This is a genomic window from Fructobacillus parabroussonetiae (assembly GCF_018437265.1).
In the GTDB taxonomy this organism is placed as follows: Bacteria; Bacillota; Bacilli; order Lactobacillales; family Lactobacillaceae; genus Fructobacillus; species Fructobacillus parabroussonetiae.
In genome coordinates this window covers 1-25,067 of record NZ_JAAMFL010000002.1, presented here as the reverse complement: position 1 = coordinate 25,067, position 25,067 = coordinate 1, and the positions used below count along the sequence as shown (strand labels likewise).

Here is a 25,067-nt window from a genome sequence, read left to right as displayed (position 1 = left end):
ATTTGCCGTGAATGACCATAAAGTAAAAGCTGCTCAAATGGCCGTTGACCTGATTCCCAACCAAGCAATTGTCGGGTTGGGATCGGGTTCGACCGCTTCCATTTTTATCGATTTGCTGGCTAAAAAAGCACACGAAGAGGCCATGGATATCACCTGCGTGGCCACCTCTGGCCAGACGCAGCAACTGGCTCTTGGCTTCGGCCTAAAAGTCGTCGACATCGATGCCGTCGACCGGATCGATGTGACCGTTGACGGTGCTGATGAAGTTGACCCCGATTTGAACGGAATTAAGGGTGGCGGCGCCGCTTTGCTCTTCGAAAAGATCGTGGCCATGAACTCGCAGAAAAACATTTGGGTCGTTGATTCTTCCAAACGACACCCTCGATTGGGCTCCTACAAATTACCCGTTGAGGTCGTTAAATTTGGCGTTCACCACGTCTATAACTACCTAAAAGAACAGGACTTAAAGCCCGTTTACCGTCAGCAAGAAGACGGCAACTACCTGACCACCGATTCTGGCAACTACATCATCGACATCGATATTTCACAAGTCGATGACCTACCCAAGCTCGCCAATGAACTCAAAGCCTTAACCGGCGTTGTGGAGCACGGTCTCTTCATTCAAGTTTGTGATGTCTTGCTCGTCGGTAATACGGGTGAAGCCATTTACCGAAAAGGGTAATGTCCCCCTATCTTTGAAACCACCGTCAACAAGCGGTGGTTTTTTTGTTTCGCATCGCATTCACCGGAATGCTTCAATCAACAGTTGGTTTTTTCCTGTGTTTTATTCCGTTTGTTCCAAGAAAAGCCCCTCACTTTCCCTTGAAAAAAAAGCGGCAAACGCCTATCATTAGGCTATATTAACCTTATTTAGAAAAGTTAGTCACTGGAGCATGCAGACATGAATTCGACCACCACACAATCCGCCATTAATGACACCGAACATCCCGAACGGCTGCACCAACACATGGCGGTTCGCTGGGAAAAAGTCATTGAAAATGAACAACAACCAGCCCGCTTAGCTTCCTTACCAGTTCGTGCCTCCATTGTCGGACGTGTCGGCATTCTACTGCTTTCCTGTGGCACCGGTGCCTGGCGCGTTCGTTCAGCGATGAATACCGTGGCCCGCGCCCTACAGCTAACCATTTCAGCCGACATTGGTTTTACCGCCATTACCCTGACCTGTTTTGATGGTACTGAATCGTATACAGAATCGCTATCATTAGCCGCAACGGGCGTGAATACGCACAAGATGACGTTAATTGAAAAGTACGTGGCCGACTTTGCCACCGTCTATGCGGATCAAAAACCGCAGGTTGCCCACAAGGAATTGGACGCCATTCAAAAGCGCCCCGGTAATTACTCAGCCATCATGGCTGGCCTTGCGGCCGCCATTGCCTGTGCTGGCTTTATCTTTTTGCTTGGTGGTGGACTGATTGAGATGCTGGGCTGTTTTACTGGCGCCTTTGCTGGTAACTACACGCGTAAGAAGCTGGGTGGGCGTCGCTGGAACGCTGTGGCGACAACGGTCCTTGGTGTGGCTGCCGCCTGTTTGACCTATGTCGCCACCCTGTTTTTGCTGGGACTGACGACTCATTTGTCAGCCGCCCACGAGGCCGGCTACATCGGCGCCATGCTCTTTGTCATTCCCGGCTTTCCTTTCATTACCTCGATTCTCGACCTTTCGAAAAACGACATGCGGTCCGGTCTCGAACGTCTGGCCTTCGCATTAATGATTATTTTCTCCGCCACCCTCGTTGGTTGGCTCTTAGCGCTGGCCTTTCACTTACATCCACAAAACTTCTTACCCCAGGGCCTAGCCCTTTATCCGCTCATCGCTTGTCGATTAGTGGCGTCCTTTGCTGGTGTGTTTGGCTTCTCCATGATGTTTAATTCGCAACCAAAGATGGCCATTACGGCCGGCTTGATTGGTTCTCTTGCCAACACCACCCGACTGGAGCTCGTTGACTTATCTCAGTTACCACCCGCTGCCGCCGCCTTTATTGGGGCCTTAATTGCTGGGGTGGCCGCCTCTTTGATTAATCGTTATACGAATTTCCCCCGTATTTCGCTAACGGTGCCTGCCATCGTGATTATGGTGCCTGGCCTTTATATTTATTGCGGGGTCTATAATCTCGGGCTCAACAATATTGGCGATGGGGCCACCTGGTTAACCCGCGCCGCCCTCATCATGGTCTTTTTACCATTCGGCCTTTACGTCGCCCGCTTCCTTTTTGATAAAGATTGGCGGAAGGTTGATTAAACAACTACCATTTAAAAAGTCGCCTGCAACAGTTCAACTGTACGCAGACGACTTTTTAGTATAAAAAAAAGAACCGCCTTTCGGCGATTCCTTTTACAAAGCGAAACCAAAGGTTTAGTACTTTGGTTCCCACTTCAAGGCTTCGATCGCAGCCTTAACGTCTGAGATCTTTTCCTTCGTGATGCCTTGGTCAACGGCTGATTGAGCAACCGCAATCGCAACATCTTCAGAGAACTTCGTCAACTGTGAAACTGGAGGCAAAACAGCGGCTCCTGGCTTCGTTCCGTCAACAAGGCCACCCAATGAGTGAGCAGCAGCTGAAATCATTTCATCGTTCAAGACAGTAGCCGTTGAAGCGATCGTTCCAAGTCCAAGACCAGGGTAAACAAGCGCGTTGTTGGCTTGTCCGATGTTGTAAGTAACACCCTTGTATTCGATTGGGTCAACAGGAATACCGTTGGCAACCAATGCCTTACCATCAGTCCATTCAAGCAAGTCCTTGGCCGTTGCTTCAACCAACTTCGTTGGGTTAGACAATGGGAAGATGATTGGGCGTTCTACGTGAGAAGCCATTTCTTGAACGATTTCCTTAGTAAATGCACCAGGAACAGTTGAAGTACCAACCAAGATTGTTGGGTGGATTTCCTTAACAACTGACATCAAGTCCTTCAACTGGTCAGCGTTAGCAAATTCTGAACGCTTGCGAGCAAATGGTGCTTGTTCTGGTGTCAAGTCGTCCATGTCGTCGAAGAGCAAACCTTGCTTGTCAACCAAGTAGATGTGTGACTTAGCTTCTTCTTCTGACAAACCTTCTTGCAACATTTCGTCGTAGATACGAGCAGCGATACCACTTCCGGCAGATCCGGCACCGAATGACAAGTAAGTCTGTTCAGACAACTTTTCACCCGTGATGTTCATGGCACCCAAAGCAGCGGCCAACGTGATGATACCAGTTCCCTGGATGTCATCGTTGAACGTTGTGATGTCGTTCTTGTACTTGTTCAAGATCTTAGCGCCGTTTTGGCGGGCAAAGTCTTCCCAGTGCAAGTAAAGGTTAGGGAATGCCTTTTCAGCAGCTTGTACAAAGTTGTCAACAAACTTGTCGTACTTTTCGCCGCGAACACGTTCGTGACGGTTACCCAAGTAGTTAGGGTTTTCCAACAATTCCTTGTTGTTTGTTCCGTTATCCAAAACAACTGGCAAAACGTCGGCTGGGTTAACACCAGCAGCGGCCGTATAAACCATCAACTTACCAACAGCGATGTCAACACCGTTAACACCCCAATCACCGATACCCAAGATACCTTCGGCATCCGTTACAACAATCAACTTGATGTCGCGGCCGTTAGCAGCGTTCTTCAAGCTTGTTTCGAAGTCTTCGTCGTTGTCAATTGAGAAGTAAACGGCGTTTTGTGGGTCAACGAACAAATCTGAGTAGTTTTCGATCGTGTCAGCGATAACTGGATCGTAAACGATTGGCATAAATTCAACCACGTGTTGTGAGAACATGTAGTAGAACAATGTGTGGTTCGTGTTAAAGATTTCCATCAAGAACAAGCGCTTTTCCAAGTCAGATGGCTTTGACTGGAATTGTGCGTATGTTTGTGCTTCTTGTTCTTCCAAAGTTTGCACGCGTGGAGGCAACAAACCGGCTACGCCGAGTTCCTTACGTTCTTCCATCGTGAAACCAGTCCCCTTGTTCAAGAAGGGGTTGTTCAAAATCTCGATTGGTGTTGTCATTTGAGATGAACTCCTTTTTTTCTATCTACTTTAGGCCGCACCATTCGGTGCAATCTTCCTACCTAAGTTACATTAAAGTTTACGCTCATATCGGTCTCCAGTCAATGAGAACCGCTCTGTTTTACCGGACAATTTCCTTGATATGTCCCTTATTGAGGCTTTTTTTCTGATATACTTTAAGTACTTTTTTCACTTGTTCACGAAAACGACTTTGGAAGGAAAAATCGATGCGAATTCAAGATTTACAATATTATTTGGCCTTGGCTGATCTCGGTTCCTTTTCTAAAGTTTCCAAACAATTTAACGTTTCACAACCAACCATTTCCCTGGCGATGCAACGACTCGAAAAGGAACTTTCCACCGAATTGATTTGGCGAGATCCCGGTCATCAAAAATTTGCGCTGACACACCCCGGCCGAATTCTCCAGCAACACGCCCAACAAATCATCACGCAATACCAATTAGCCGAGGAAGAAATCCAAAAAGAAGCCGAGCAAAAATTGGTCCTCGTTCTATCCGAATTAGCCAACCTCGCCTACTTTCCGGCAGTTGAAGAACATCTTTCCGATCATTTTTTCACCCACCTTCAAAAACAGACGGCCGGCACAAACGAAGCGCTTCAAGCCTTGGCCTCCGGTCAAGCGGACGCGGCATTTTTAACAAGTCCCGTTACAATAGAAGAAAAGTTCACGGCCATCGACATTCCCCATCCTCCTTTGCAACTCTCTGCAGACAAGGTCCTGCCGGCCTTCCCACTAACCTTTGTCTACCGCAAGGAGCGCCTACAAAACACAGACCTTAGCCGAATTCTCGATGAATTGCGGGCTGGCATTGATTCAGCGGCGGCCGTCGACTTTACCCTTATAAGCAAAAGTCATTAGCTGGCCAAGGTTTGACTATAAGCCACTCCCCCCTATAAGCTAAAGATGTTCTTGTTACTGCTTTTGTAAAGGAAATGAAAATGAAAAAGACAGTCATCTTAATTTCGTCCATGACGGTTTTACTCGCCGTCATTCTGGGCATCGCTTTATGGCCAAAGTCATCCGACGACTCCTCTTCCAATGGCAAACTAACCATCGTTGCCTCGACAAACGTCTACGCCGAACTGGCGAAGACCGTTGCCGGCGATCAGGCAAACGTTTCGGCCGTGATTGAAAAGCAATCGGTCTCACCAGAAGACTATGAGCCAACCAACGATGTCGCCAAAAAAGTTTCCCAGGCCGACATTGCCTTTGGAAACGGGCTTGGTTATGATGCTTGGTTAAACAAACTAGCCAAGACCTCCAAGCAAACACAGCTCGTCTTAGTGTCAGACCTGTTAAAAAAGGATAAAAGTGCCAACCCCCATCTCTGGAACGATCCAGATAATATGGTGAATGCGGCACAGGGACTGGCTGACACCTTGAGTAAAAAGGATCCCGCTCACAAGGCCGAATATCAGCAAAACGCCAAGGCTTACAAAGAAAAGCTCCAGCCAGTGACTGACAAAGTGGCGGAACTGAAAGAAAAAGCTAAGGGCAAAACAGCCTTTGAAACAGAGTCCGTCTACGAATACATGCTAAAAGACATTGGCATTCAGTTGACGGGAACGGACTTTGCCGATGCGATTGCTGAGGATACGGATCCATCCCCAGCCGTCATGAAGAAAATCCAAAGCAGCATCCAGAACCATCAAGTTGATTTTGTTCTCCAAAACACACAAACAACTGGTGGCGACGTAGCGAAATTAGTCAAGCTGGCCAAGGCAGAAAACATTCCCGTTGTGAACGTCACCGAAACTTCGCCCGACAAGACCTCCTATGTCGACTGGAAGCTTTCCGAGCTCAATCAAATTGAAAAGGCACTGTCCTAAAACAGCATCAAAAAAGTCGCTTGCCAATCTTGGCAAGCGACTTTTTCATTAATCATTGATATGACGAATTCGACGGGACAATTCTGGTTCGTGCTTCTTCCAATAGAGGAAGAGGGCAATTACCAGGACAATCTTAAAGTATGAAAAGGCGGCGTTGGCATACATCGCCAGGTCACCCGTTGCGGCATTGGCCGTCAAGACAAAGTCATCGACAAAATGCAGGGCCACGGCCGACCAAATGTTGCCCGTTTGCACATAGATGGCCGCATAGGCCAGCCCGGCAATGAAGGCGAGAACGGACTGAACCAGCACATAAGAAAAGGGTGCATGGGTCAGATTGGTAAAGTGCATCAAGGCAAAAGCCAAGTCCGCGTACAAAATCCCTTTTACTAGTTGATGGCGATGATAGCCGCCCTTCAGCAGGTAAGTTAAAAACATCCCCATCAAAACGGCCCGGGCCAGGAACTCTTCCGGGAAACCACCCATCAATCCCGTGCCCAATGCCTCCAGCAGGTTGTCAGCCGACAAAAACGGGATGACAACGGCCACCATAAAGAGCCAATAAAGGGCTTCTAGCCAGGTAAAGCGCGGCTTCAAATAGATTTTTTGCTTTGTGACAAAGGCGTTAATGCCAAGTACCACGATCAACTCGGTCATTTTTGAAATGAACTGTGCGGTGAATTGATCCAGATTAAATTGGTAGAACGCCCAGTTGACGGCTTGATAGACCATGATGTGCTGAACAACAAGGTCGAGCACAATAAAGCTGATGGTCAACGTAATCAGCTTTTTAAAAGTCGTTTGTTCGGTCATTTTCTTTCTCCTTTTCTTATGCAATATCCCTGTGGCAGTATAGCATAAAGCGTCGTTTTCAGGCTAAAATAGCAAAAAGCCCGCCTCTTTGAGACGAGCTTTTTTTATTCACCCTTTTCAAGAGAAATTTTTCCATCGACTAATTGATAAATACGATCCGCCTTTTCCTTCAAACGCAGATCGTGTGTCACCACGACCACCGCCTTGTTCGCCTTTTCGGCGATATCTTTAAAAAGCTGTCCGACTTCTTGAACACGCTCTGAGTCCAAGGCCGCCGTTGGCTCGTCTGCTAACAGAAAGTCTGGGTTGCCGTAAAGCGCTCGGGCAATGGCAACACGCTGACTTTGTCCACCGGATAGTTCGCCTGGAAACTTCTGCAAAAGCGGTTCAATTCCCAATCGGTTCATATATCCCTGAAAAGTCGACTTGTCCAAATTACCCGATTTTTTCACCTTATCAACCAGACGGAATTGGTCGGCAACCGTCAGGTAAGGGACGAGGCTGTAAGACTGTAAGACAAAGCCGATGTGGTTTAAGCGGAAGGCATCAGCCGCTTTCCCCCTTTGATTATCAAATCGCTGCCCATTCACGAGCACTTGGCCTTCGCTTGGCTGTTGCAAACCACCTAAAATGGTTAACAGCGTCGACTTTCCGGACCCAGAAGGCCCTAAAATTAAGGTTAGTTCGCCAGCCTTTGCTTCAAAATTAACGTCAGAAAGCGCCTGGACACGGTTACTTCCCGAGCCAAAGACTTTGTTTACCGCCTTTAATTCAAGCTTCTCCATGATTAACCTCCAATGACCGAAACTGGGTCGATTTTTGAAATAATACGCATTGGAATGATGGCGCCGATGATTCCCGTCAACACCAGCAATATGGCTGTTCCAGTCATCAAGACTGGATCAAAAGTCATTGGTACTGCCTTTGGGATAGCCAAACCAGTCAAGGCGGCCAATGCCGTTCCAAGACCGACGGAAAAGACCAAAATCACTACCGTCTGCGCTAAAGTATTCATCACCAGATAACTGGTTGGAATTCCTTGAGCTTTCAAAACCGCCAAGTTTTCGAATTTTTGCATCGTCAAAATATAGAGGAAAATAGCAACAATGACGATTGAAATCACAACTAAGAAGGCAATCATGAAGAGGAAGGTTTGATTTTGAGCCGAATACCCCGGCATCTTATTAAAGAGGGCTGACTTTGTCAAAATTTGCGTATTTTTCGTTTTCTTGGTCAACTTCTTTTGACTAATCAAACCGGACCCAACAAAGTCGCTGTTCACTCCCTTAATCGCTGCCCAATCATCCATCGATCCATAGACAACCGGCGCCATGTTATAGAGTCCGTCTTTTGCAAAACCAACCACTGTATACTGGTCTTGTGAAAGTCCCATCTGGACTTTCTCGTTCAACTGAAAGCCTGACTGCTTCAAACTATCGCCTAGAACGACTTCTTGATTATTTTGATTGAAGCGCCCTTCTGTTAGCTTAATCGTTTTTCGAATGGCCGCTTGATTTTCTAATCCGACGTAAGTGGCTGACTGCCGGGTGTCCCCGGCTTTCAAAATTCCTTGTGCCAAACCAATTCGATCTGTTTTTGCTGGCAAGTCGTTTGGCAAATCAGCCTTTGTCAGCATGGACTGCGCTAAATTGCCATTGGCATCTTTTGATAGTAAAACGCTCTGACTTTGCCAGCTGTTAACGCCAGCCGTGTTTTGACTTGCCAATCCTTGGGCAAGAGCGGATAGAATAAAAATCAGGTAGGCGATCAGTAAAATGACGCCAATCACCAAACCATAACGTAATTTTTCTTTTTTAATTTCATGCCAAGCTAAAAACATGTGTTACTCCTTTACAAAAAGTCTTCAAGAGCAGACAAACGCGCTAATATTTCTGGTTTATCTGCAGGATTTAGGAAAAATTCTCGGATCAAATGATGCACCGCAACCGAAGCTAGCCACTCTTTATCTGTCAATTCCGCTGTTTGTTGTTGGGGCACTTCCTCTTTACTTGCCTCTAAAATCGCTTCATTAATGACATAGTAGTGTCGTAAAAATTCGCGGTCCGTATTTTCCTGGATCGTTTCGATAAAGACCTTTGTTGCTTGAAAGGGATTTTTAGCACGCATCGATTCATGCACGCGTTTTAAAACGATTTCAAGCACGTAGTCATAGGCATCCGCCTGGTTTTCGAAGTAGGTGTAAAAGGACCCTCGCGGAATCTGGGCAGCCTCCACAATTTCTTTGACAGAAACCGTTAGCAAGTTATTATTCTTAAAGACTTCGAATAAAGCCTGGACAATCTGCTGCTTTTTTTCTTCTTTCAAATGATCAAACATTGCTTTTGGCATTTGTTTCTCCTTTTTGACATCGTGTCAACTGGGACTAGTATACTTCATTTTGACACAGTGTCAACCTTTTTGAATAAAAAAGAGAACCTTTCTGTCCCTTTTTAAGCCAATATTCTTTTCTTGCTAGTATTTCTTTTCTTTAAACCAAGGAAACTTGTTCAATAAAACGTTTCGTAATGGCTTCCTTTGGCGCGGTGAATAGCGTCTTTGAATCATTTTCTTCAACAATTTGTCCGTCGGCCATCAACCAGACTTTATCAGCCACTTGCCGGGCGAAGTTCATTTCATGGGTCACAATCACCATGGTTCGTTTTTCTTCGGCCAATTGTTGGATAACCTTGAGCACCTCGCCAACGTTTTCAGGATCCAAAGCGGATGTTGGCTCATCAAAGAAAAGCACCTTTGGTTTCATGGCCAAGGCACGGGCAATGGCCACCCGCTGCTTTTGTCCGCCCGACAGGGATTCGGGATACGCATTGGCCTTTTCGGCCATCCCAACCTGCTTCAGGTAGTGCATGGCCTCTTGGTTTGCCTGCTCTTCTGACAACTTTTTAACCCGACGTGGGCCGAGCGTCACGTTTTCCAGAACCGTGTGGTTTGGAAAAAGGTTAAAACTCTGAAAGACCATTCCAATTTTTTCACCGAGGTGATTGAGGGACTGCTTCCCCACCTTCGTCAGGTCTTGTCCTTCAAAAACGACAGACCCGGAAGTTGGCCCCGCTAACTGGTTAACGGCACGAAGAAGCGTGGACTTTCCAGAACCTGATGGCCCAATGATGGCCAGTACCTGACCCTCATCAATTTCCCCACTGATTCCTTTGAGTATCTGGTTTCCATCAAATGACTTGGTCACATCTTTTAATTCAATCGCTACTTTACTCATGGTTCATCTTCCTTTCAAAATGGTTCAACAAACGGGTTAACGAGAAGGTCATCAAGAAGTAAATCACCATGACCACGACGATTGGTGCCACACCACGATAGGTATCAGCCCGGACAACGTTTAGTTGGTAAATCAAGTCGGTCACGCCAATGATCGAAACAATTGAGCTTTCCTTAATGACGGAAACAAATTCATTACCCAGCGATGGCCAAATATTTTTAAATGCTTGCGGCAAAATAACAAAGCGCATGGTGTCGACTTTTGAAAATCCTAAGCTTTGTGCCGCTTCTTTTTGCCCTTTGTCCAGGCTATTAATTCCGCCACGAATAATCTCAGCGACATAGGCCCCGGAATTTAAGGCGACGGCGATTATCCCAGCAACCAGTGCCGGCATATTAATCAAAGCGCCCAGTCCAAAGTAAACCAGCAGCACCTGAACCATCATCGGTGTACCACGAACAATTTCGATATAGGCGGTTGCTGGCCATGCCAATAACTTCCAAGCCGAAAGCTTCATCAAAACGAGCAAGACCCCGAGTAGAATACCAAAGACAACGGCAATGACCGCAATCAAGGTGGTATTCAAGAAACCATTGTAGAAGTAATGCCAGTAACGCATCATCGACGTGTCTGCTGCATTGTCATCAACGTATTTACCAGCCTCTTTCAGGTACTTGTTGGTCCAGTGATGCTGCTCGATTTTGTCAATGCTTTGATTCATGGCGTTGACAAGAGCAGTTGATCCTTTGGACACGGCAATGGCCTTGCCACTTTCAGCAGCATCATTTGGGTAGCCAGCGTCAATCATGGCCAAATTCTTATTATGTGCCACATACGCCTGCGCGACTGGTTTTTCAATGCCGACTGCATCGACTTTTTGATTCTCAAGCGAGAAAATCAGATCGGGCGTTTTGTCCATACTAGAAAGGGTACTGTCGTCAAAATACTTCTTCGCTAAGCTGTTTTGCAGTGATCCGGTCTGTGTTGCAATCTTTTGTCCATGCAGATTCTTAGCCGTCTTGAACTTCTTGACATCCTTTTTGTTAATCAAAAAGGTCTGTCCGCCGGTGTAGTATACCTTTGAAAAGTCGACTGACTGCCGCCGCTCATCTGTCGGGGTCAATCCAGCAATCGCCATGTCGGCCTTCCCCGTTTGAATCGCAACCAAGACAGAGCCAAAGTCCATATTCATGATTTTGAGCTTGACGCCCAAATCTTTTGCAATTTGCTTAGCCACTTCGATATCCAAGCCAACGTCTTGCGACTGACCGTTGATTGTCGTTTGCGATTCAAAGGGTGGGTAATCTGGTGACGTGGCCACCTTCAACACCCCGGCTTCTTTAATTTTCTGCAAGCTATTGTCATCGGCTGAGGCTTTTCCCGTCATACCGAAAGCCATCGTGAAGAACACCAACAAAGTCGCTAGTAAACTTCCCATTTTATTCTTTCCCATCTTTCTTCTCCTCTTTTTTGATTGGGCGTAAACAATAAAAAAACGCCCTTTAGTCTATTTGACTAAAGGACGTTTGCACGCGGTACCACCTTGATTGTGCTCAAAAAGAACACCTCTCATTATTCGATCAAAACTACTAATCGTCAGCTCTTTAATGGGAGCACCCAGCATGGTTTTCATCGCATGCACCATGAGGCGACGTTCGTCTAATCTTACCCTGTGTTTCACACTAACCAACACTTCACTGACCGGTAAAAAGAAGACTACTACTTCCTCAACAACGTTTTTTATTATTAACTTGTCCTTAACTATAGCATGACTTTTTCATAATGCAAGACTTTTATGAGAGAAAATTTAATTTACTTACAAAAAACTCATTAAATCATGTCCAGATACGTTTGGTTCGCCTTGATCCAGCCCATCTTTCGCATCCCCCAGTAAGTAAAGAATGAAATAACAACCGGAATGGCAACGGCAACCGCCATATAGGCTGCAAAGATTCCAACGCCCTTACCAAAGAGTGCCAGTGGCACAATGAAGGAGTTGAAACCAATCCCAGCCATCGTAAACGGCACCGTGATATGGAAGACCATGGTAGCAATTGGCGCGGCAACAGCGGCACCAATCATTGGTGGAATCAGAATCATCGGATTCTTAATCACATTGGGGAATTGAATCTTTGGGGTCACGATACCTTGTGCAATCGTTGCGCCAATCTTATTTTCATGCCATGACATGGCGGGATAGGAGACAAAGACTGCCGTTGTCCCAACCAGGATGGCGCCGGCTGCATCAGCCGAAGTAATTCCCGTTGCACCAATAGCAACGGCCAGAGCGGCAGCAGAAGCCGGCGTCATCGTCATGGCACCAAAGGCCATGGCCACAACTGCCGTTCCAATCACCGGGTTGATTGCAACCATCGATGCAATACTGTGGCCAAGCCAAACCAGGAAAGGCGTCGTGACAATGGCCAGGTAGTAGCCGACAATTGTCCCAACAATGGTTGTGGCAGCAGGCACAATAATCATATCGAGCGGTGTCTTACCCGACAGCCACTTTCCAAAGAGAACGGCAGCAAGTCCCGCCAGAACGGCTGAGATAGGCTGACCGGTTGTCATGACCGCTGATCCGGCGACTTGGGCGGATGAAAAGCCTGTCATCGTCTTTAACACCATTGGAGTCGTCGTGAAGAACACGGCATTTGCCCCAACTGTCGAAGCGGCCATGGCTGAAAACATCACCATCGTGTTGGTCTTCATTTGGGAGGCAATGGCAGCACCAAAGGCAGCGGGCAGGATAACCTTCGTCACCGCGCCCATCTGAACCATCGGTCCCCAGTGAATGAAACCAGCAATCGTTTGCAGTAAAAGTCCCATTCCCAGCGTCACCAGGATGGCGTTCGACACGGCCGCGGAAACGTTGTAGACGTATTCTTTTACCGTGGATTGCCCTTCCGGCTGCTTTTCAATGGCCTGTTCGGCCTGTTCAAAGTCCTTAATGCTCTCTTCTTTTTTTCCATTAGCGGCCATCCCCGCTTGGTTTCCTGACATATCCATCTTTTTTCCTTTCAAATCAAACAAAAAAGTCCCGGTAGCACGTAAACGTAACTACCGGGACCGAACTTGGTGAGCAGTTACTAGGTGTCGACACCCTAGTAACTGATTCATACAAAAATCAACTCACTAGGATGTCCATAGCAAGCTCAACAACAAGGCAAATTCAGATGACTTAGATGATGCGGTATTCTTTGATTGAGAGATAAACATAGTGTCATCGTCCTTTCCCGATGTTTTATGATAAATTTATTATAACATGAGATGTTGATTAAACAACCCTAAAAATAAAAAAAGTTGGCTTTCGCCAACTTTCCTTTAGAAGAGTCCAGTAATCTGGCCCTTTTCATCAATATCAATATCCAAGGCTGCCGGGTGTTTTGGTAATCCAGGCATTGTTAACACATTCCCGGTTAGCGCAACCAAGAAGCCAGCGCCCAACTTCGGAACAAATTCGCGAACGTGCACTGTAAAGTCCTTGGGAGCCCCAAGTTTCTTCGCATCGTCTGAAAGCGAATACTGGGTTTTGGCCATGACAATTGGCAACTTGTCCCAACCATGTTCCGCAAAGCTGGACAATTGCTTTTTGGCCTTATCTGATAATTCGACAGCAGAACCGCCGTAAACATTCTGGACAATCTTGGTCATTTTTTCTAGCGCCGAATCATCTTCTTTGTATAGTGGGGAAAAGTCATGCACTTCTCCCGCCTTTTCGACAACTAAGGTGGCCAAGTCCTTTGCTCCAGCGCCACCTTGTGCCCACACGTCAGCCGTTACCGCTTGTGCACCGGCTGCTTTTGCTGCTTGTTGGACCAGGGCCAATTCGGCATCGGTGTCCGAAGTAAAGCGATTAATGGCAACCACAACCGGCTTTCCATAGCGTTTCATCGCTTTGATGTTTTGTCCGAGGTTGCCCACCCCGGCTTCTAAGGCCGTCAAATCTTCCTGATTCAAATCGGCCAAGGCCTGGCCGCCATGGTGCTTTAAGGCTCTTACGGTAGCAACAACGACCACAACATCCGGTGTTTTGCCAAGCTTTGGCACCTTGATGTCCATAAACTTTTCACCACCAAGATCAGCCCCGAAGCCGGCTTCCGTAACCGCATAATCGGCCAAAGTCAACGCCGCGCGGGTAGCCTGAATGGAGTTTGTCCCCTGAGCAATGTTTGCGAAGGGACCACCATGAACGATGGCGGGCGTGTGAGCCAGTGTCTGGACTAAGTTCGGCTTAATAGCATCTTTTAACAAGACGGTCAGTGCGCCTGCCACGCCCAATTCTTTCACCGTGATCGGTTTTTTATCAAAGTCATAGGCCAGCACAATCTTTTCGATCCGTCGCTTCAGATCCATCAAGTCCGTGGACAAAGTCAAAATGGCCATCATTTCAGACGCCACCGTGATGTCAAAGCCGTCTTCACGGGGAACACCAGAGGTTGGGCCACCCAGCCCAATCGTGGTGTGTCGCAGTGCCCGGTCATTAATATCGAGCACTCGCTTCCAAATGACTCGGCGTTGATCAATCTTTAGCGGGTTGCCCTGATAAATACTGTTGTCCAAGGCAGCCGAGAGCATGTTGTGAGCGGCCGTCAAGGCATGAAAGTCCCCGGTGAAGTGCAGGTTAATATCAGCCATTGGAACGACTTGGGCATACCCGCCACCAGTGGCACCGCCCTTCAAGCCCATGACCGGACCGAGAGAGGGTTCACGGAGGGCAATCATCGTTTTCTTACCGGCTGCTTGCAACGCATCGGCCAAGCCAACGGTCACCGTGGACTTTCCCTCTCCGGCAGGCGTTGGGTTAATGGATGTCACCAAAATCAGTTTTCCCTCGTGATTCCGCTGAATCGTCGGATCCAAGTTAATCTTTGCCTTATCATAGCCGTACGGCTCGATTTCAGACGGTGTCAAGCCGGCCTTTTGAGCAATTTCTGCGATTGGTAACACTTCGGCTTCTTGTGCAATCTCGATATCTTTTTTCATGGGCAACGTTCCTCCGTGTTTCTTACTCATTAGTATACCTGATTTTCCACTGCAAAATAAAAAAGCGATCAGAAGCGATCACTTGTCATTTTTTTATTTAGCTGCCGAACGGCGTTCTTGTACCTGCAGATAAAATTTAGAAGTGGCCGATGACAAGGCCACGGCAACGGCAAAAATAATCAGGGCTGAAGAGTGCAGGTGGGCAATTTCAAAGACCATGAACATGGCCATCAGTGGTGCTTGCTGAGAGGCTGCCAACAAGGCAACGGCCCCAATCAAAGCAAAATGCCAGGGTTCAATACCAGGTAGAACCCCCGCAAAAACAGCTGAAACAACGAGCCCCAAAACCGCCCCCAAGGCGATCGAAGGCGTCAACGTTCCACCGGTTCCTCCTCCGTACAAGGTGAGGAAGGTCAGAGCAAACTTCACTAAGCCCAGCACAATGAAGAAGAACAAAAGCTCTTCATTCACTTGGTGGAAGGCTAGTTGGGCAACCGCCCGTCCATTTCCCATCACCTCAGGCATGAACCAGGCAATCATACCAGTCAACAGACCAACCAAGGGCATGGTGACAAGCAGGACTTTGCCAGAGGCCTGCTTTTTTTGTGCCCAAGCAAAGCCCTGTTTAGCCCATGCACCAGCAATTCCAGCCAAGGGGCCGATAACCAGCGCCGCCAAGAGCAACCAGCGGGAAAAGTCCGCTGAGGCCACCCAGTAATAAGGAGTAAAACCCTTTGCCAAGGAACCAATCAGACAGGCAATGGTCGACATCATCAGTGAAATGGCGATGTTTTTGATCGAATTCTTCTTTAATAGAAGTTCAACAGAGAAAAGCATCCCCGTAATCGGTGCGATATAAACACCGGCAAAGCCGGCCCCCGCCGCTGCTGCTAAGAGCAACTGTCGATCTTCCTCCGTTAATTTCAAAAAGCCTTTTTTCTGGCCAAAGTCTTGCACTTGTTGTGAAATCATGACACCCAACTGACGGGGGGCCAATTCACGACCAACAGAACCACCAGTCCCAACGTAAAAGATCTGCGCGAGGACGTTCAAGACCGTTTTCCAGGCCGGCATTTTCTGCCCCTTGAGTGCCCCGTTAATCCCAACAATTTTGGGTTCCTTACGACGGATGGCGTACCAAACAAGGCCCGCAATCAGACCACCAATCGTCACGGAGACAAGACGGCGCCATGCGGGAACGGCCGCTGGACTCGCTTCGTGGTAGGATTCATGAAAGTGCATAAAGCTGTCGGCCACGATGTCTAAGAAGTAAGACAACAGCATCGCTGAAAAGCCGATAACAATAGCCAAAAAGAGGCTCGTCAACAATAATGAAAAAACGTGCCGCCAATCAACGACGGCTTCTTTTTCCTGGGTTTGTGGGTTATCCATTCACCTTTTACCTGATTTCTTTAAAAGTCGAAAAGCAGAAAAACCTGCTTTCTTACGCTATTTAATGTACAAAAGTCCCCTCTAAATTGCAAGAAAATGGGTCATCTAATAGATAGACCAATTGTTTTTATTTTTCTTTTACTTCCTTCCTATTTCCAATCAACAAGAACGTCATGCTTTAATATTAGACAGTTAAAGCAAAAATGTTCTTAGAGTAATTCAAAACACTTGCGACTTTTTTATACTTGATTTAAACTAGACCAGTAGAAACATTATGTTCGAAAGGAGCTGCAAATGGCTGAGGATAAAGAGAAGCAATCCATGGGCAACATGGATATGTCGCACATGGATCACAGCAAGATGAACCATGATGACATGGACCATGACAAGATGGGTGACATGGATCACTCGAAGATGAAGCACTGCGACAAGTGTGACAGTGGCATGAATCACGATAAAATGGATCATTCAAAGATGGACCATATGGACATGTCGGGCACGGATCATGACAAAATGGACCATTCGAAGATGGACCACATGGACATGTCGGGCATGGATCACAACAAAATGGACCATTCGAAGATGGATCACATGAACATGTCGGGTATGGATCACATGAACATGGGCCACGATATGTCTGGTATGAACATGGCTGGCATGGGCGGTATGCACATGGGTATGAACCATGGGGATATGAAGAAACGCTTCTGGTGGACACTTGTCCTCTTAGTGCCAATCATCTTCATCACACCCTTCATGGGTGTTGACTTGCCCTTTACGTTGACATTCCCTGGTTCAAATTGGTTGACCGTTATTTTGGCGGCTGCCATGTACGTCATTGGAACCAAGCCCTTCTTTGATGGTGCAAAATCTGAATTAAAGAGTAAAAAGCCCGCCATGATGTCCTTGATTTCAATGGGCTTGATTGTGACCTTCTGGGTTTCAATTTACTCATTCATCGCCAACACCTTCTTTGGTCAAAAGACGATGGATTACTTCTTTGAATTTGCGAGCCTGGTTGTCATTATGCTACTTGGCCACGTCATCGAAATGGAAGCAACGATGAAAGCCGGTAACGCAACGTCCGAGTTGTCAAAGTTGACTCCTCAGACCGCACACGTTAAACATGGCGATTCCTTTATGGATATGCCCGTCGCTTCTTTGAAGCCCGACATGGAAGTGCAAGTACAGGCGGGTGAATCATTCCCTGCCGATGGTGTCGTTTTGGAAGGTTCTTCCCGTGTCGATGAATCGTTGATGACTGGTGAGTCAAAGCCAGTTAAGAAGGAAAAGGATGCCAAAGTCATCGGTGGAACAATCAACGATGATGGAACCTTACTCGTTAAAGTCCAAGCGGTTGGAAACGATTCCTTCATCGGTCACTTGAAAGACACCTTGAACCAAACGGAACAATCCTCTTCAAAGGCTGAATCATTGGCCAACAAAGTCGCCGGCTGGCTCTTCTGGGTTGGTTTGACGGCAGCGCTTCTGGCCTTGATTGTCTGGACCTTCATTTCTGGACCGGCCGAAGCCTTCAACACGGCGGTCACGACTTTGATCATTGCCTGCCCTCATGCATTGGGCCTGGCGATTCCTTTGGTTATCCAACGGACCAAGGCAATTGCAGCCAAAGATGGTATTTTGATCAAAAAACACGGCGCTGTCTTGCAAGCTAAGCACCTCGATTACGCCTTGATGGATAAGACCGGTACCTTGACCAACGGTCACTTTGCCGTTCAGAAATTAGCGGCCGATAAAATCGATGAAAAAGACGCCTTAGCAATTATGGCCGGACTAGAAAGCTCTTCTTCTCACCCATTAGCAAAGGCGATTGTCGAAAAGGCAGAAAACGAGAAGCTTTCTCCTAAGGAAGCCAAAAACGTTCAAACCATCAAAGGGGCTGGTATCCAAGGTGATATCGATGGCAGTCACTACCAAGTCGTCAACAGCCGTTACTTGAATCAGGAAAAGATCGACTTTACCCCAATGAATTCCGATGGTTCTGTCTCATACTTAGTGCAAGATAAACAAGTGCTTGCCGCCATTTCATTGGGTGATTCGTTGAAGCCATCTGCTAAGGACTTCGTTAAGTCCTTGCTCGACCTTGGCATTACCCCTGTAATGGTCACCGGTGATGGTGAGCAAACCGCTAACAAAGTCGCAGAAGAACTTGGTATTAAGGAAATCAAGTCACAGGTTTCGCCTGAAGACAAAATTGACTTAGTCAAGCAATACCAGCAAAAGGGTAAGACCCTGATGATTGGTGATGGAATCAACGATGCGCCCGCATTGGCACAGGCTGATCTTTCCGTTGCGATCGGTGCCGGTACTGATGTTGCGCAAGCTTCTGCCGATGCCGTCTTGATTTCAACATCACTACCAAAGATTATCGATTTGATTACCTTGGCTCACAACGCCAACAGCAAAGAATTGCAAAATCTTTGGTGGGGTGCTGGCTATAACATTTTGGCCATTCCAACAGCGGCTGGTATCTTTGCCTTTGCTGGCATTGTCTTAAACCCTATGATTGGTGCCATTGTCATGTCGCTTTCAACCTTAATTGTTGCTGGAAACGCCATGCTCTTACACAAATAAAGTAAAAATTTTCTTAAGAGCAAACATTTTAAAGTTCCTTTATTCTAAGAAGGGTACAATAGAGTATTGTACAGAAGAATAAAGGAGCTTTTTTTATGCGCAAGTATTTCTCAGAATCATTCGGAACGGCTTTCTTGGTCATTTTTTCAACGGTGGCCTTGGTTTACGTTTCGACTTTCCAAGTTGGCCAAATGTTTGACCAAATCGCCATCTTGGGCCTTAGCCTCGTCTTGATGATGTTTGTCTTCGGACCATTTGCTGACGGCGGCCACTTCAACCCAGCTGTTTCATTAGCAGCTGCTTTGAACAAGCAAATCACTTGGAAGACTTTCGGCTTCTACCTGTTGTCACAGGTAATCGGTGCCGTTGTTGGTCTCTTCCTCGCCGTTTCAACTATGATTCCTGTTATTAACTCACAGATGTCTGCTTCTTCAACGGGATCAACCTCATCTGTTTCAGCTTCAAAGATCTATGAAACCTTGCAACCAGCAACTTCCGCCACTTCACTACCCGTTGCTTTGACAATCGAAGCCGTCTTCACGTTCTTCCTTGTCTTTGTCACGGTTTTGGCTTTCCAAAAGATGCCAAAGCAAGCACCAGTTATCGCTGGTTTGGGCTTGACTGTCTCAACCTTCGTTGCCTACCCATTGACTGGTGGGTTGCTTAACCCTGCCCGTGTATTGGCACCAGCCATCATGAACGGCTTGGGTGGCTCTGCACACCTTTGGTTCTTCCTCTTGATTGAAATTCTGGCTGCTGCATTGGCTGGTTTGGCTGTTAAGTACTACGCAAAGGACGACGAAGCAGCTGCTTAAGCGCTTCACAAAAAAACACCCGTGTGGGTGTTTTTTTTATTGCCAATTTTCATTGAGCTGAAAACTTCGTTCTTCCATTGTCCATGGCATTTTTAAGCATAATTTCGTTGACTGCAGGAAGAGTCGAGATGCTTTTTTGCCCCCATACCAATCATCACCGAGAATGGGGTGACCGGCATGGGCTAAATGAACTCGGAGTTGGTGCATCCGCCCTGTCAAAAGGTCGAGCTGGACAAGACTTTCCCCTTTTTCTTCATTCTCTGCTAAGACCTCATACTGCGTCCTGGCGGGCAAGCCACCGGCTTCAATCGAACAGACCCTTTGCCGGTAGGGGTTCTCTTTTGATGGGCCGATTGCCTGCGTAAAGGCCCCCTTCCTTTCTTTAAAAAAACCGGAAACCCTAGCCAAATATTGTTTAACCACTATTTTTTCTTTAATTTGTCGATTAAGGATGGAAACGACTAAGGGATTCTTTCCAACTAAGACTAAACCAGACGTCCCCCTGTCCAATCGGTGGGTCATATAGGCCTTTGCTGCACGGCCTAAGGATTGACTCTGATGTTGATCCAAATAAGCCTGGGCGCCGTTTAATAACGTGTCCGTTTCCCTTGGCGAATGGGGGTGCATTTTCATGCCGGCAGCCTTGTTCACTAGCAAAAAATCCTCGTTTTCAAAAACAACGGCAACGACTATATCGGGATTTGCCGGGTAGGGTCCTTGCCCATTCTCACTGTCTAAGGCGACCGTCAAAGTCAGGTAATCGCCAGCCCTCAATGTGTAGGCCGTTGACTGCCGCTGCCCATTGACACGAATCCCTCTTTGCTGACGGATCTTTCCACGCATCTGCTTGGAAAGAAAGCAGTTCGTCAAATAAGCCTTCACGCTTAGGCCTGCAGCCGCTTGATTTATCTGAATTGTTTTAACGTATTGTTCAATCATCTTTCAAAAGAAAAAGCAGGAAAATTCCTGCTTTTTTACTGCTTAACGTCCCTTTATTTCGTATGCTGAATCGTTTGAGTTCCCGTCGTCTGATTGTCTTCAGCGGCATTCGTTTGGTAAAGTCCAGTCGTAGTCTGATCACCGTTCTTACTAAAGACCGACGTCGAGTTCGTATTCGCAGAAGCCTTCTTTAACCGCGCTAAGGTATCCTTCTTCGAATAATCGTAACTGGCCGCATTAATGGCTTTAAAGTCTTCTGGATGATAAAAACGGAGCAGATTCTTTTGGTTCACCGAATCGGACACACTGAGCTTCTCGTTTGCTTCATCTTGCAACTTTTTAAAGAGCTTTTGTTGTGCAGCCGTTGGTTTTTCCACCACTGTATTGGTCTTGCAATCCCAAATGGTTCCAGAAATGGAGGCGTAATCAGGCGTTATCCAATCCTTATTTCGCATCACGACAAGCTGCGTTCGGTTCTTTGACAACAAGTCCTGTCCAAGTTGAATATAACGCTTACTTGAAAGACCAAGCAAATGCTCAATGGTTGGTGCTACGTCGATCTCACCACCGTAAGTATGCTGGACTCCTCCATTATTCAAACCAGGAATGTGAATAATCAAAGGTGTTCGTTGCAGATTTTCCGTATCAAGATCCGTCCACTGGTTCGGATCTTTTCCAAGCAATGGTGCCAGTTGCTTATCTTCGGAATTATTAATCCCGTAGTGGTCCCCGTAAAGCACCACCATTGTGTTATCGTACAAACCGGACTTTTTCAGGTAGTTAAAGAATTCCTGGATTGACTGGTCGAGATAGTGATTCGTGACGAAGTAATTATCGATGTACTTCGAGCCAGAATTACTGGTTTGGAAGTTCGGATCTTGATCTTCCTTATCCAATTCAAACGGCGTGTGATTAGTGACCGTCAAATATTTCGCGTAGAAAGGCTGTTGCAATTGTTCCAGGTAGGGAATTGAATCCTTGAAAAGCAACTTATCTTTCAGTCCCCACGCAGTTGAGCGCTTCCCTGATGTATCGAAGTATTCCCCAGAAACCCAATTCTGGTAACCCATGTTTTTGTAGACATTTGTTCGATTCCAGAAGGAGCCATTATTGCCGTGGAAAACCGCAGAAGAGTAGCCCGCCCGTTGATTCAAAATCGCTGGCATGGCTTGGAAAGTCTGATCGTTCCCCAATTTGGCAAAGAGCGAGCCCTGTGGCAGACCAAAGGTTGAGGTCTCCAACATGTTTTCGGCATCCGAAGTTTTTCCCTGACCGACTTCGTGGAAAAAGTTATCAAAGGAAAGGGAATCTTTGCTGTGGTAGAGCGAATTCAAGAAAGGGGTGACTTCTTGTCCATTGACTTTTTGATCAATCGAAAATTGTTGGAAGGACTCCAGGTGAATCACAATCACGTTCTTTCCCTTTGCCTTACCAGCATAGGTCGTATTCATCCCTGCATAATGCTGCTGGACATATTTTTGCACCGTCTTCAATTCCTCGGGCTTGGCCGCCTTTCGAACCTGAGAGGTATTAAAGGTATTGTAGGCATCTAAGCCCATAAAGGGCCCAATGCCAAGGTATTTAACCAAGTACACACGGTCAAATTGGCGGGTTAATAGCTGTGGGCGGTCGATGTCAGCCAGCACTAAGTTGGCCATCATTAAGGTAAAGGCAGACATCATGAATAGCGCAACGCGACTTTTCTTAATCCAGGATTGATCCATTCGAATTCGTTTCCGGAATAACAGGTACAAAAGCACTACAAGGTCCAGCCAAAAGAACACATCACCGTAGCTAAAGGAAACAGCGCCCGCGGCTTTGCCACCTTGATTAACAGAAGAGTAGGTCAAAATGGTGTTGACCGACATGAAATCCGTAAATTCACGATAATAAACCACGTTCAAATAAAGGAAAGTGGTGAGCAGGGCATCCAGAACAATCATACCCCCATAAACAAGCGGCCGCTTTTTAAAGAAGAGTGGCAAGGCCATCACAAAAAAAGTAAAGCCCAGTGGGTTAATCAAAACCAAGAAGAATTGATAGGGATTGCTGGCGTGCATCCAATGGAAATCAACGCCATAAGCTAAGATTGTTTTTGCCCAAAGCAAAAAGACCATCCAGAAATAAAAGCCAAGTCGCGTTTGCGCCTTTTCTCCGGACCAGACGAGCCCCTTTTTCACACGTTTTCTTTGTTTTTTTAACCATTCCATAATAGCTCTATTATACCGTTAAACAAGGAAAGTTTCAGAAAAACAAGGTGCTGAAAACAATTTACTTGAAAGGCGTCCTGAGATAGTAGACAATGGTGACAAGTGTTCTTTAAAGGAGAATCAACATGGCAAAATACGATGCTTACTTAATCGATCTTGACGGCACCATTTATCACGGAAAAAACCGAATTCCAGAAGCAAAACGTTTTGTGGATGGCTTGAAAAAAGCGGGCATTCCCTACCTTTTTGTCACGAACAACTCCACAAAAACAGCGGAAGCTTTCGCGGACGATTTGACAAAAATTCATGACATCCAAACAACACCCGAACAGGTTTATACGTCGGCGATGGCAACCGCTGATTTTGTGGCTGGGGATCCATCAGGAAAGACGATTAAAAAAGTCTATCTGATTGGTGAGGCCGGTCTAAAAGAAGCCTTTGACCGACCAGACATTCAAATTGTTGATGACGAGCAGGCGGACTACGTCGTCATGGGACTAGACCGGCGGTTCTCTTATCAGAAGCTGATGGAAGCGACTTTTGCCATCCAGGGCGGCGCCAAATTTATCGCCACCAATGCGGATACCAACCTACCATCCGAAAAGGGCATGCTCCCTGGAGCCGGTTCCTTAGTTGCGGCCATTGAAACGGCCTCTGGCGTCTCTGCTACGATTATCGCAAAGCCAGAGGCACCCATCATGGAAGGGGCCTTAAAGCGCTTAAAAATGCCAAATAATCCAATTATGGTCGGGGATAACTACCAAACCGACATTCTGGCCGGCATTCAAAACGGCTTATCAACCCTTTTGGTTTACACGGGTGTTTCAACAAAAGAACAGGTCGCCAAAAAAGAAATTCAACCAACTCACAGCATCGATAACTTCGATCAGTGGTCATTTTAACTAAAAAGACATCGAATCGTTGGACTCGATGTCTTTTATTTTGCTAATTCACATAAGCGTTTGCTTAATGCCGGATCAGCAGCCGCAATGTAAAGACCGTAACGGCCGCGTTTTGCTAAGATGTTTAAGGCATTCAGCATAAAGTCCTGCTTGGCTTTTGCAATTGCCTGCTGGTTGGTTAGATGTGGCGACTTTTTATAAATTTCTCGGTGAATGACCTTTTTTGGATTAACCCAAATGCGATCATGAACCGGATCATATTCAAAAGCCGGGCTCAACAATAAGCCGACTAAGTTCAAGTCAAATCCTTGAACCGTATAAATCGACCCCACTTCATTAATCGATTCGGGTCGTTTGGCCCAAGTCAATTCCTGCGGATCATATTCATCCCAGGGCTGATCGAAATCGTCCATTACGACGTGATGCTTACCACCCTCATCATGATGAAAACCAGTTGTCGAGACAACCCGTGCCATACCCATCTTGGCATCAACTTCCTTCAGCTTTTCAAATAGATCGGCAGCACTCCCAAAGATTTCAAGGTCGTAGCCATTTCGCTCCGCCTTTTTTGGTAAGGGAGAGAGAATGCCCTTTGAAAAGTCGTCGATCCAATGATTGACTGCTGGACTAGCTTGCATCCGGTATTGAAAATCGAGGTGGAAATATTGGTGTGGGATTTTTTCAAGCACCTGATCAAGAAGCGCCTGGTCCCAAAACATCTTACTCTGAATCACTTGTGAAAAGTCAAAAACCACCACGACGACTTTGGCTAAACGAATTAGCTCCGATAACTGGTTCTGTTGGCGAAATTTCACATAGGGTTCCGGCTTTGTAAGTAACAAGTGGCCTTCATCAATAAAAAGGACATCCAAGTTTTCATGCTTTTTATCTAAACCGTTAATGATCGAAGTTGGTCGTTGATAATCTTTCTTATAGATGTTTTGGTACTTAGCACCCATATCTTGATAAACTTTTAACAGCTCTGGATGATTAACTGTAAAGGCAGTTTTTAGTCCATAGTAGGGACTATTCGAATCCTTTTGGCCATCACGAAGTTCCTTAAACAACTTTGTTAAAACAACGGATTTCCCGGTACCGGCCGCCCCCTTAATGACGGCAACATGGTGCTGGTCAGACTGAAGGGAATGCTTGATATAATCCTTTAACTGGTCAATGACTCGTTCCTGTTCTTGTGATAAATCATCACGATCATAGGCATTTAAATTTTCATCAATACTTGTTTTCATACCCTTAGTATACACCGGAAAAAGGGCACAAAAAAAGCCGACCGAAGTCGACTGATCAATGGGCCATCCTGGATTCGAACC

The 25,067-nt window shown here is 46.5% G+C and carries 19 protein-coding genes, 1 pseudogene and 1 other annotated feature; of the genes and pseudogenes, 7 read left to right on the top strand and 13 right to left on the bottom strand.

Annotated features, from left to right (window positions below; translation table 11 throughout):
- Nucleotides 1-7 precede the first annotated feature (7 nt).
- Nucleotides 8-682, top strand: a complete 675-nt coding sequence (gene rpiA, locus G6R30_RS01235) for a ribose-5-phosphate isomerase RpiA (RefSeq protein ID WP_213820675.1) — start codon at nt 8-10, stop codon at nt 680-682.
- A gap of 285 nt (nt 683-967) precedes the next feature.
- A complete protein-coding gene (locus tag G6R30_RS01230; protein ID WP_238476760.1) occupies nt 968-2,263 on the top strand; it encodes a threonine/serine exporter family protein in 1,296 nt (431 codons plus the stop codon).
- A 114-nt stretch (nt 2,264-2,377) separates the two neighbouring features.
- Here G6R30_RS01230 and G6R30_RS01225 read toward each other — a convergent pair.
- A pseudogene (locus tag G6R30_RS01225) lies at nt 2,378-4,006 on the bottom strand (malolactic enzyme); the annotation flags it as partial.
- 224 nt (nt 4,007-4,230) lie between these two features.
- Here G6R30_RS01225 and G6R30_RS01220 point away from each other — a divergent pair.
- Together G6R30_RS01220 and G6R30_RS01215 are read left to right on the top strand one after the other, a co-directional pair.
- A complete protein-coding gene (locus tag G6R30_RS01220) occupies nt 4,231-4,884 on the top strand; it encodes a LysR family transcriptional regulator (protein WP_213820669.1) in 654 nt (217 codons plus the stop codon).
- A gap of 80 nt (nt 4,885-4,964) precedes the next feature.
- A complete protein-coding gene (locus G6R30_RS01215; RefSeq protein WP_213820667.1) occupies nt 4,965-5,855 on the top strand; it encodes a metal ABC transporter solute-binding protein, Zn/Mn family in 891 nt (296 codons plus the stop codon).
- 48 nt (nt 5,856-5,903) lie between these two features.
- On the opposite strand, the gene G6R30_RS01210 is transcribed toward G6R30_RS01215, so the two are convergent.
- The 9 genes from G6R30_RS01210 to G6R30_RS01170 form a co-directional block, all read right to left on the bottom strand.
- Entirely contained in the window at nt 5,904-6,668 is a 765-nt protein-coding gene (locus G6R30_RS01210) for a CPBP family intramembrane glutamic endopeptidase (RefSeq protein WP_213820665.1), read from the bottom strand.
- 104 nt (nt 6,669-6,772) lie between these two features.
- A complete protein-coding gene (locus G6R30_RS01205) occupies nt 6,773-7,453 on the bottom strand; it encodes an ABC transporter ATP-binding protein (RefSeq protein WP_213820663.1) in 681 nt (226 codons plus the stop codon).
- 2 nt (nt 7,454-7,455) lie between these two features.
- A complete protein-coding gene (locus G6R30_RS01200; protein ID WP_213820661.1) occupies nt 7,456-8,508 on the bottom strand; it encodes an FtsX-like permease family protein in 1,053 nt (350 codons plus the stop codon).
- Between the two features lie 11 nt (nt 8,509-8,519).
- Entirely contained in the window at nt 8,520-9,017 is a 498-nt protein-coding gene (locus tag G6R30_RS01195; RefSeq protein ID WP_213820659.1) for a TetR/AcrR family transcriptional regulator, read from the bottom strand.
- A 139-nt stretch (nt 9,018-9,156) separates the two neighbouring features.
- Nucleotides 9,157-9,900 carry an amino acid ABC transporter ATP-binding protein gene (locus G6R30_RS01190; protein ID WP_213820657.1) on the bottom strand — a complete coding sequence of 248 codons (744 nt, stop codon included), beginning with the start codon at nt 9,898-9,900 and terminating at the stop codon, nt 9,157-9,159.
- A complete protein-coding gene (locus G6R30_RS01185; protein WP_213820655.1) occupies nt 9,893-11,353 on the bottom strand; it encodes an ABC transporter substrate-binding protein/permease in 1,461 nt (486 codons plus the stop codon). The genes G6R30_RS01190 and G6R30_RS01185 overlap by 8 nt, the downstream gene beginning before the upstream one ends.
- A 62-nt stretch (nt 11,354-11,415) precedes the next feature.
- Nucleotides 11,416-11,643: a binding site (T-box leader), on the bottom strand.
- 87 nt (nt 11,644-11,730) lie between these two features.
- Entirely contained in the window at nt 11,731-12,882 is a 1,152-nt protein-coding gene (locus G6R30_RS01180) for a PTS sugar transporter subunit IIC (RefSeq protein WP_213820800.1), read from the bottom strand.
- Between the two features lie 342 nt (nt 12,883-13,224).
- Nucleotides 13,225-14,886, bottom strand: a complete 1,662-nt coding sequence (locus G6R30_RS01175; protein WP_213820653.1) for a formate--tetrahydrofolate ligase — start codon at nt 14,884-14,886, stop codon at nt 13,225-13,227.
- A gap of 93 nt (nt 14,887-14,979) precedes the next feature.
- Nucleotides 14,980-16,278 carry a chloride channel protein gene (locus G6R30_RS01170; RefSeq protein WP_213820651.1) on the bottom strand — a complete coding sequence of 433 codons (1,299 nt, stop codon included), beginning with the start codon at nt 16,276-16,278 and terminating at the stop codon, nt 14,980-14,982.
- Between the two features lie 294 nt (nt 16,279-16,572).
- Here G6R30_RS01170 and G6R30_RS01165 point away from each other — a divergent pair, with 294 nt between their 5' ends.
- Nucleotides 16,573-18,873 (top strand): copper-translocating P-type ATPase, encoded by a 2,301-nt coding sequence (locus G6R30_RS01165; RefSeq protein WP_238476758.1) that lies wholly within the window; start codon nt 16,573-16,575, stop codon nt 18,871-18,873.
- Between the two features lie 95 nt (nt 18,874-18,968).
- The gene (locus tag G6R30_RS01160) at nt 18,969-19,688 is read left to right on the top strand and encodes an MIP/aquaporin family protein (RefSeq protein WP_213820649.1); all 720 of its coding nucleotides are present in this window, start codon (nt 18,969-18,971) and stop codon (nt 19,686-19,688) included.
- A gap of 36 nt (nt 19,689-19,724) precedes the next feature.
- Here G6R30_RS01160 and G6R30_RS01155 read toward each other — a convergent pair whose 3' ends face one another.
- Both G6R30_RS01155 and G6R30_RS01150 read right to left on the bottom strand, forming a co-directional pair.
- Nucleotides 19,725-20,627 carry an RluA family pseudouridine synthase gene (locus tag G6R30_RS01155; protein WP_213820648.1) on the bottom strand — a complete coding sequence of 301 codons (903 nt, stop codon included), beginning with the start codon at nt 20,625-20,627 and terminating at the stop codon, nt 19,725-19,727.
- Between the two features lie 53 nt (nt 20,628-20,680).
- Nucleotides 20,681-22,837 (bottom strand): LTA synthase family protein, encoded by a 2,157-nt coding sequence (locus G6R30_RS01150; protein WP_213820647.1) that lies wholly within the window; start codon nt 22,835-22,837, stop codon nt 20,681-20,683.
- A gap of 125 nt (nt 22,838-22,962) precedes the next feature.
- Between G6R30_RS01150 and G6R30_RS01145 the strand changes: the two genes are divergently transcribed.
- Nucleotides 22,963-23,739, top strand: coding sequence for a TIGR01457 family HAD-type hydrolase (locus tag G6R30_RS01145; RefSeq protein ID WP_213820646.1), 777 nt, complete (start codon nt 22,963-22,965; stop codon nt 23,737-23,739).
- A 35-nt stretch (nt 23,740-23,774) separates the two neighbouring features.
- Here G6R30_RS01145 and G6R30_RS01140 read toward each other — a convergent pair.
- A partial coding sequence (locus G6R30_RS01140; RefSeq protein WP_338018319.1) for a DUF2075 domain-containing protein occupies nt 23,775-25,067 on the bottom strand: 1,293 nt, incomplete at its 5' end.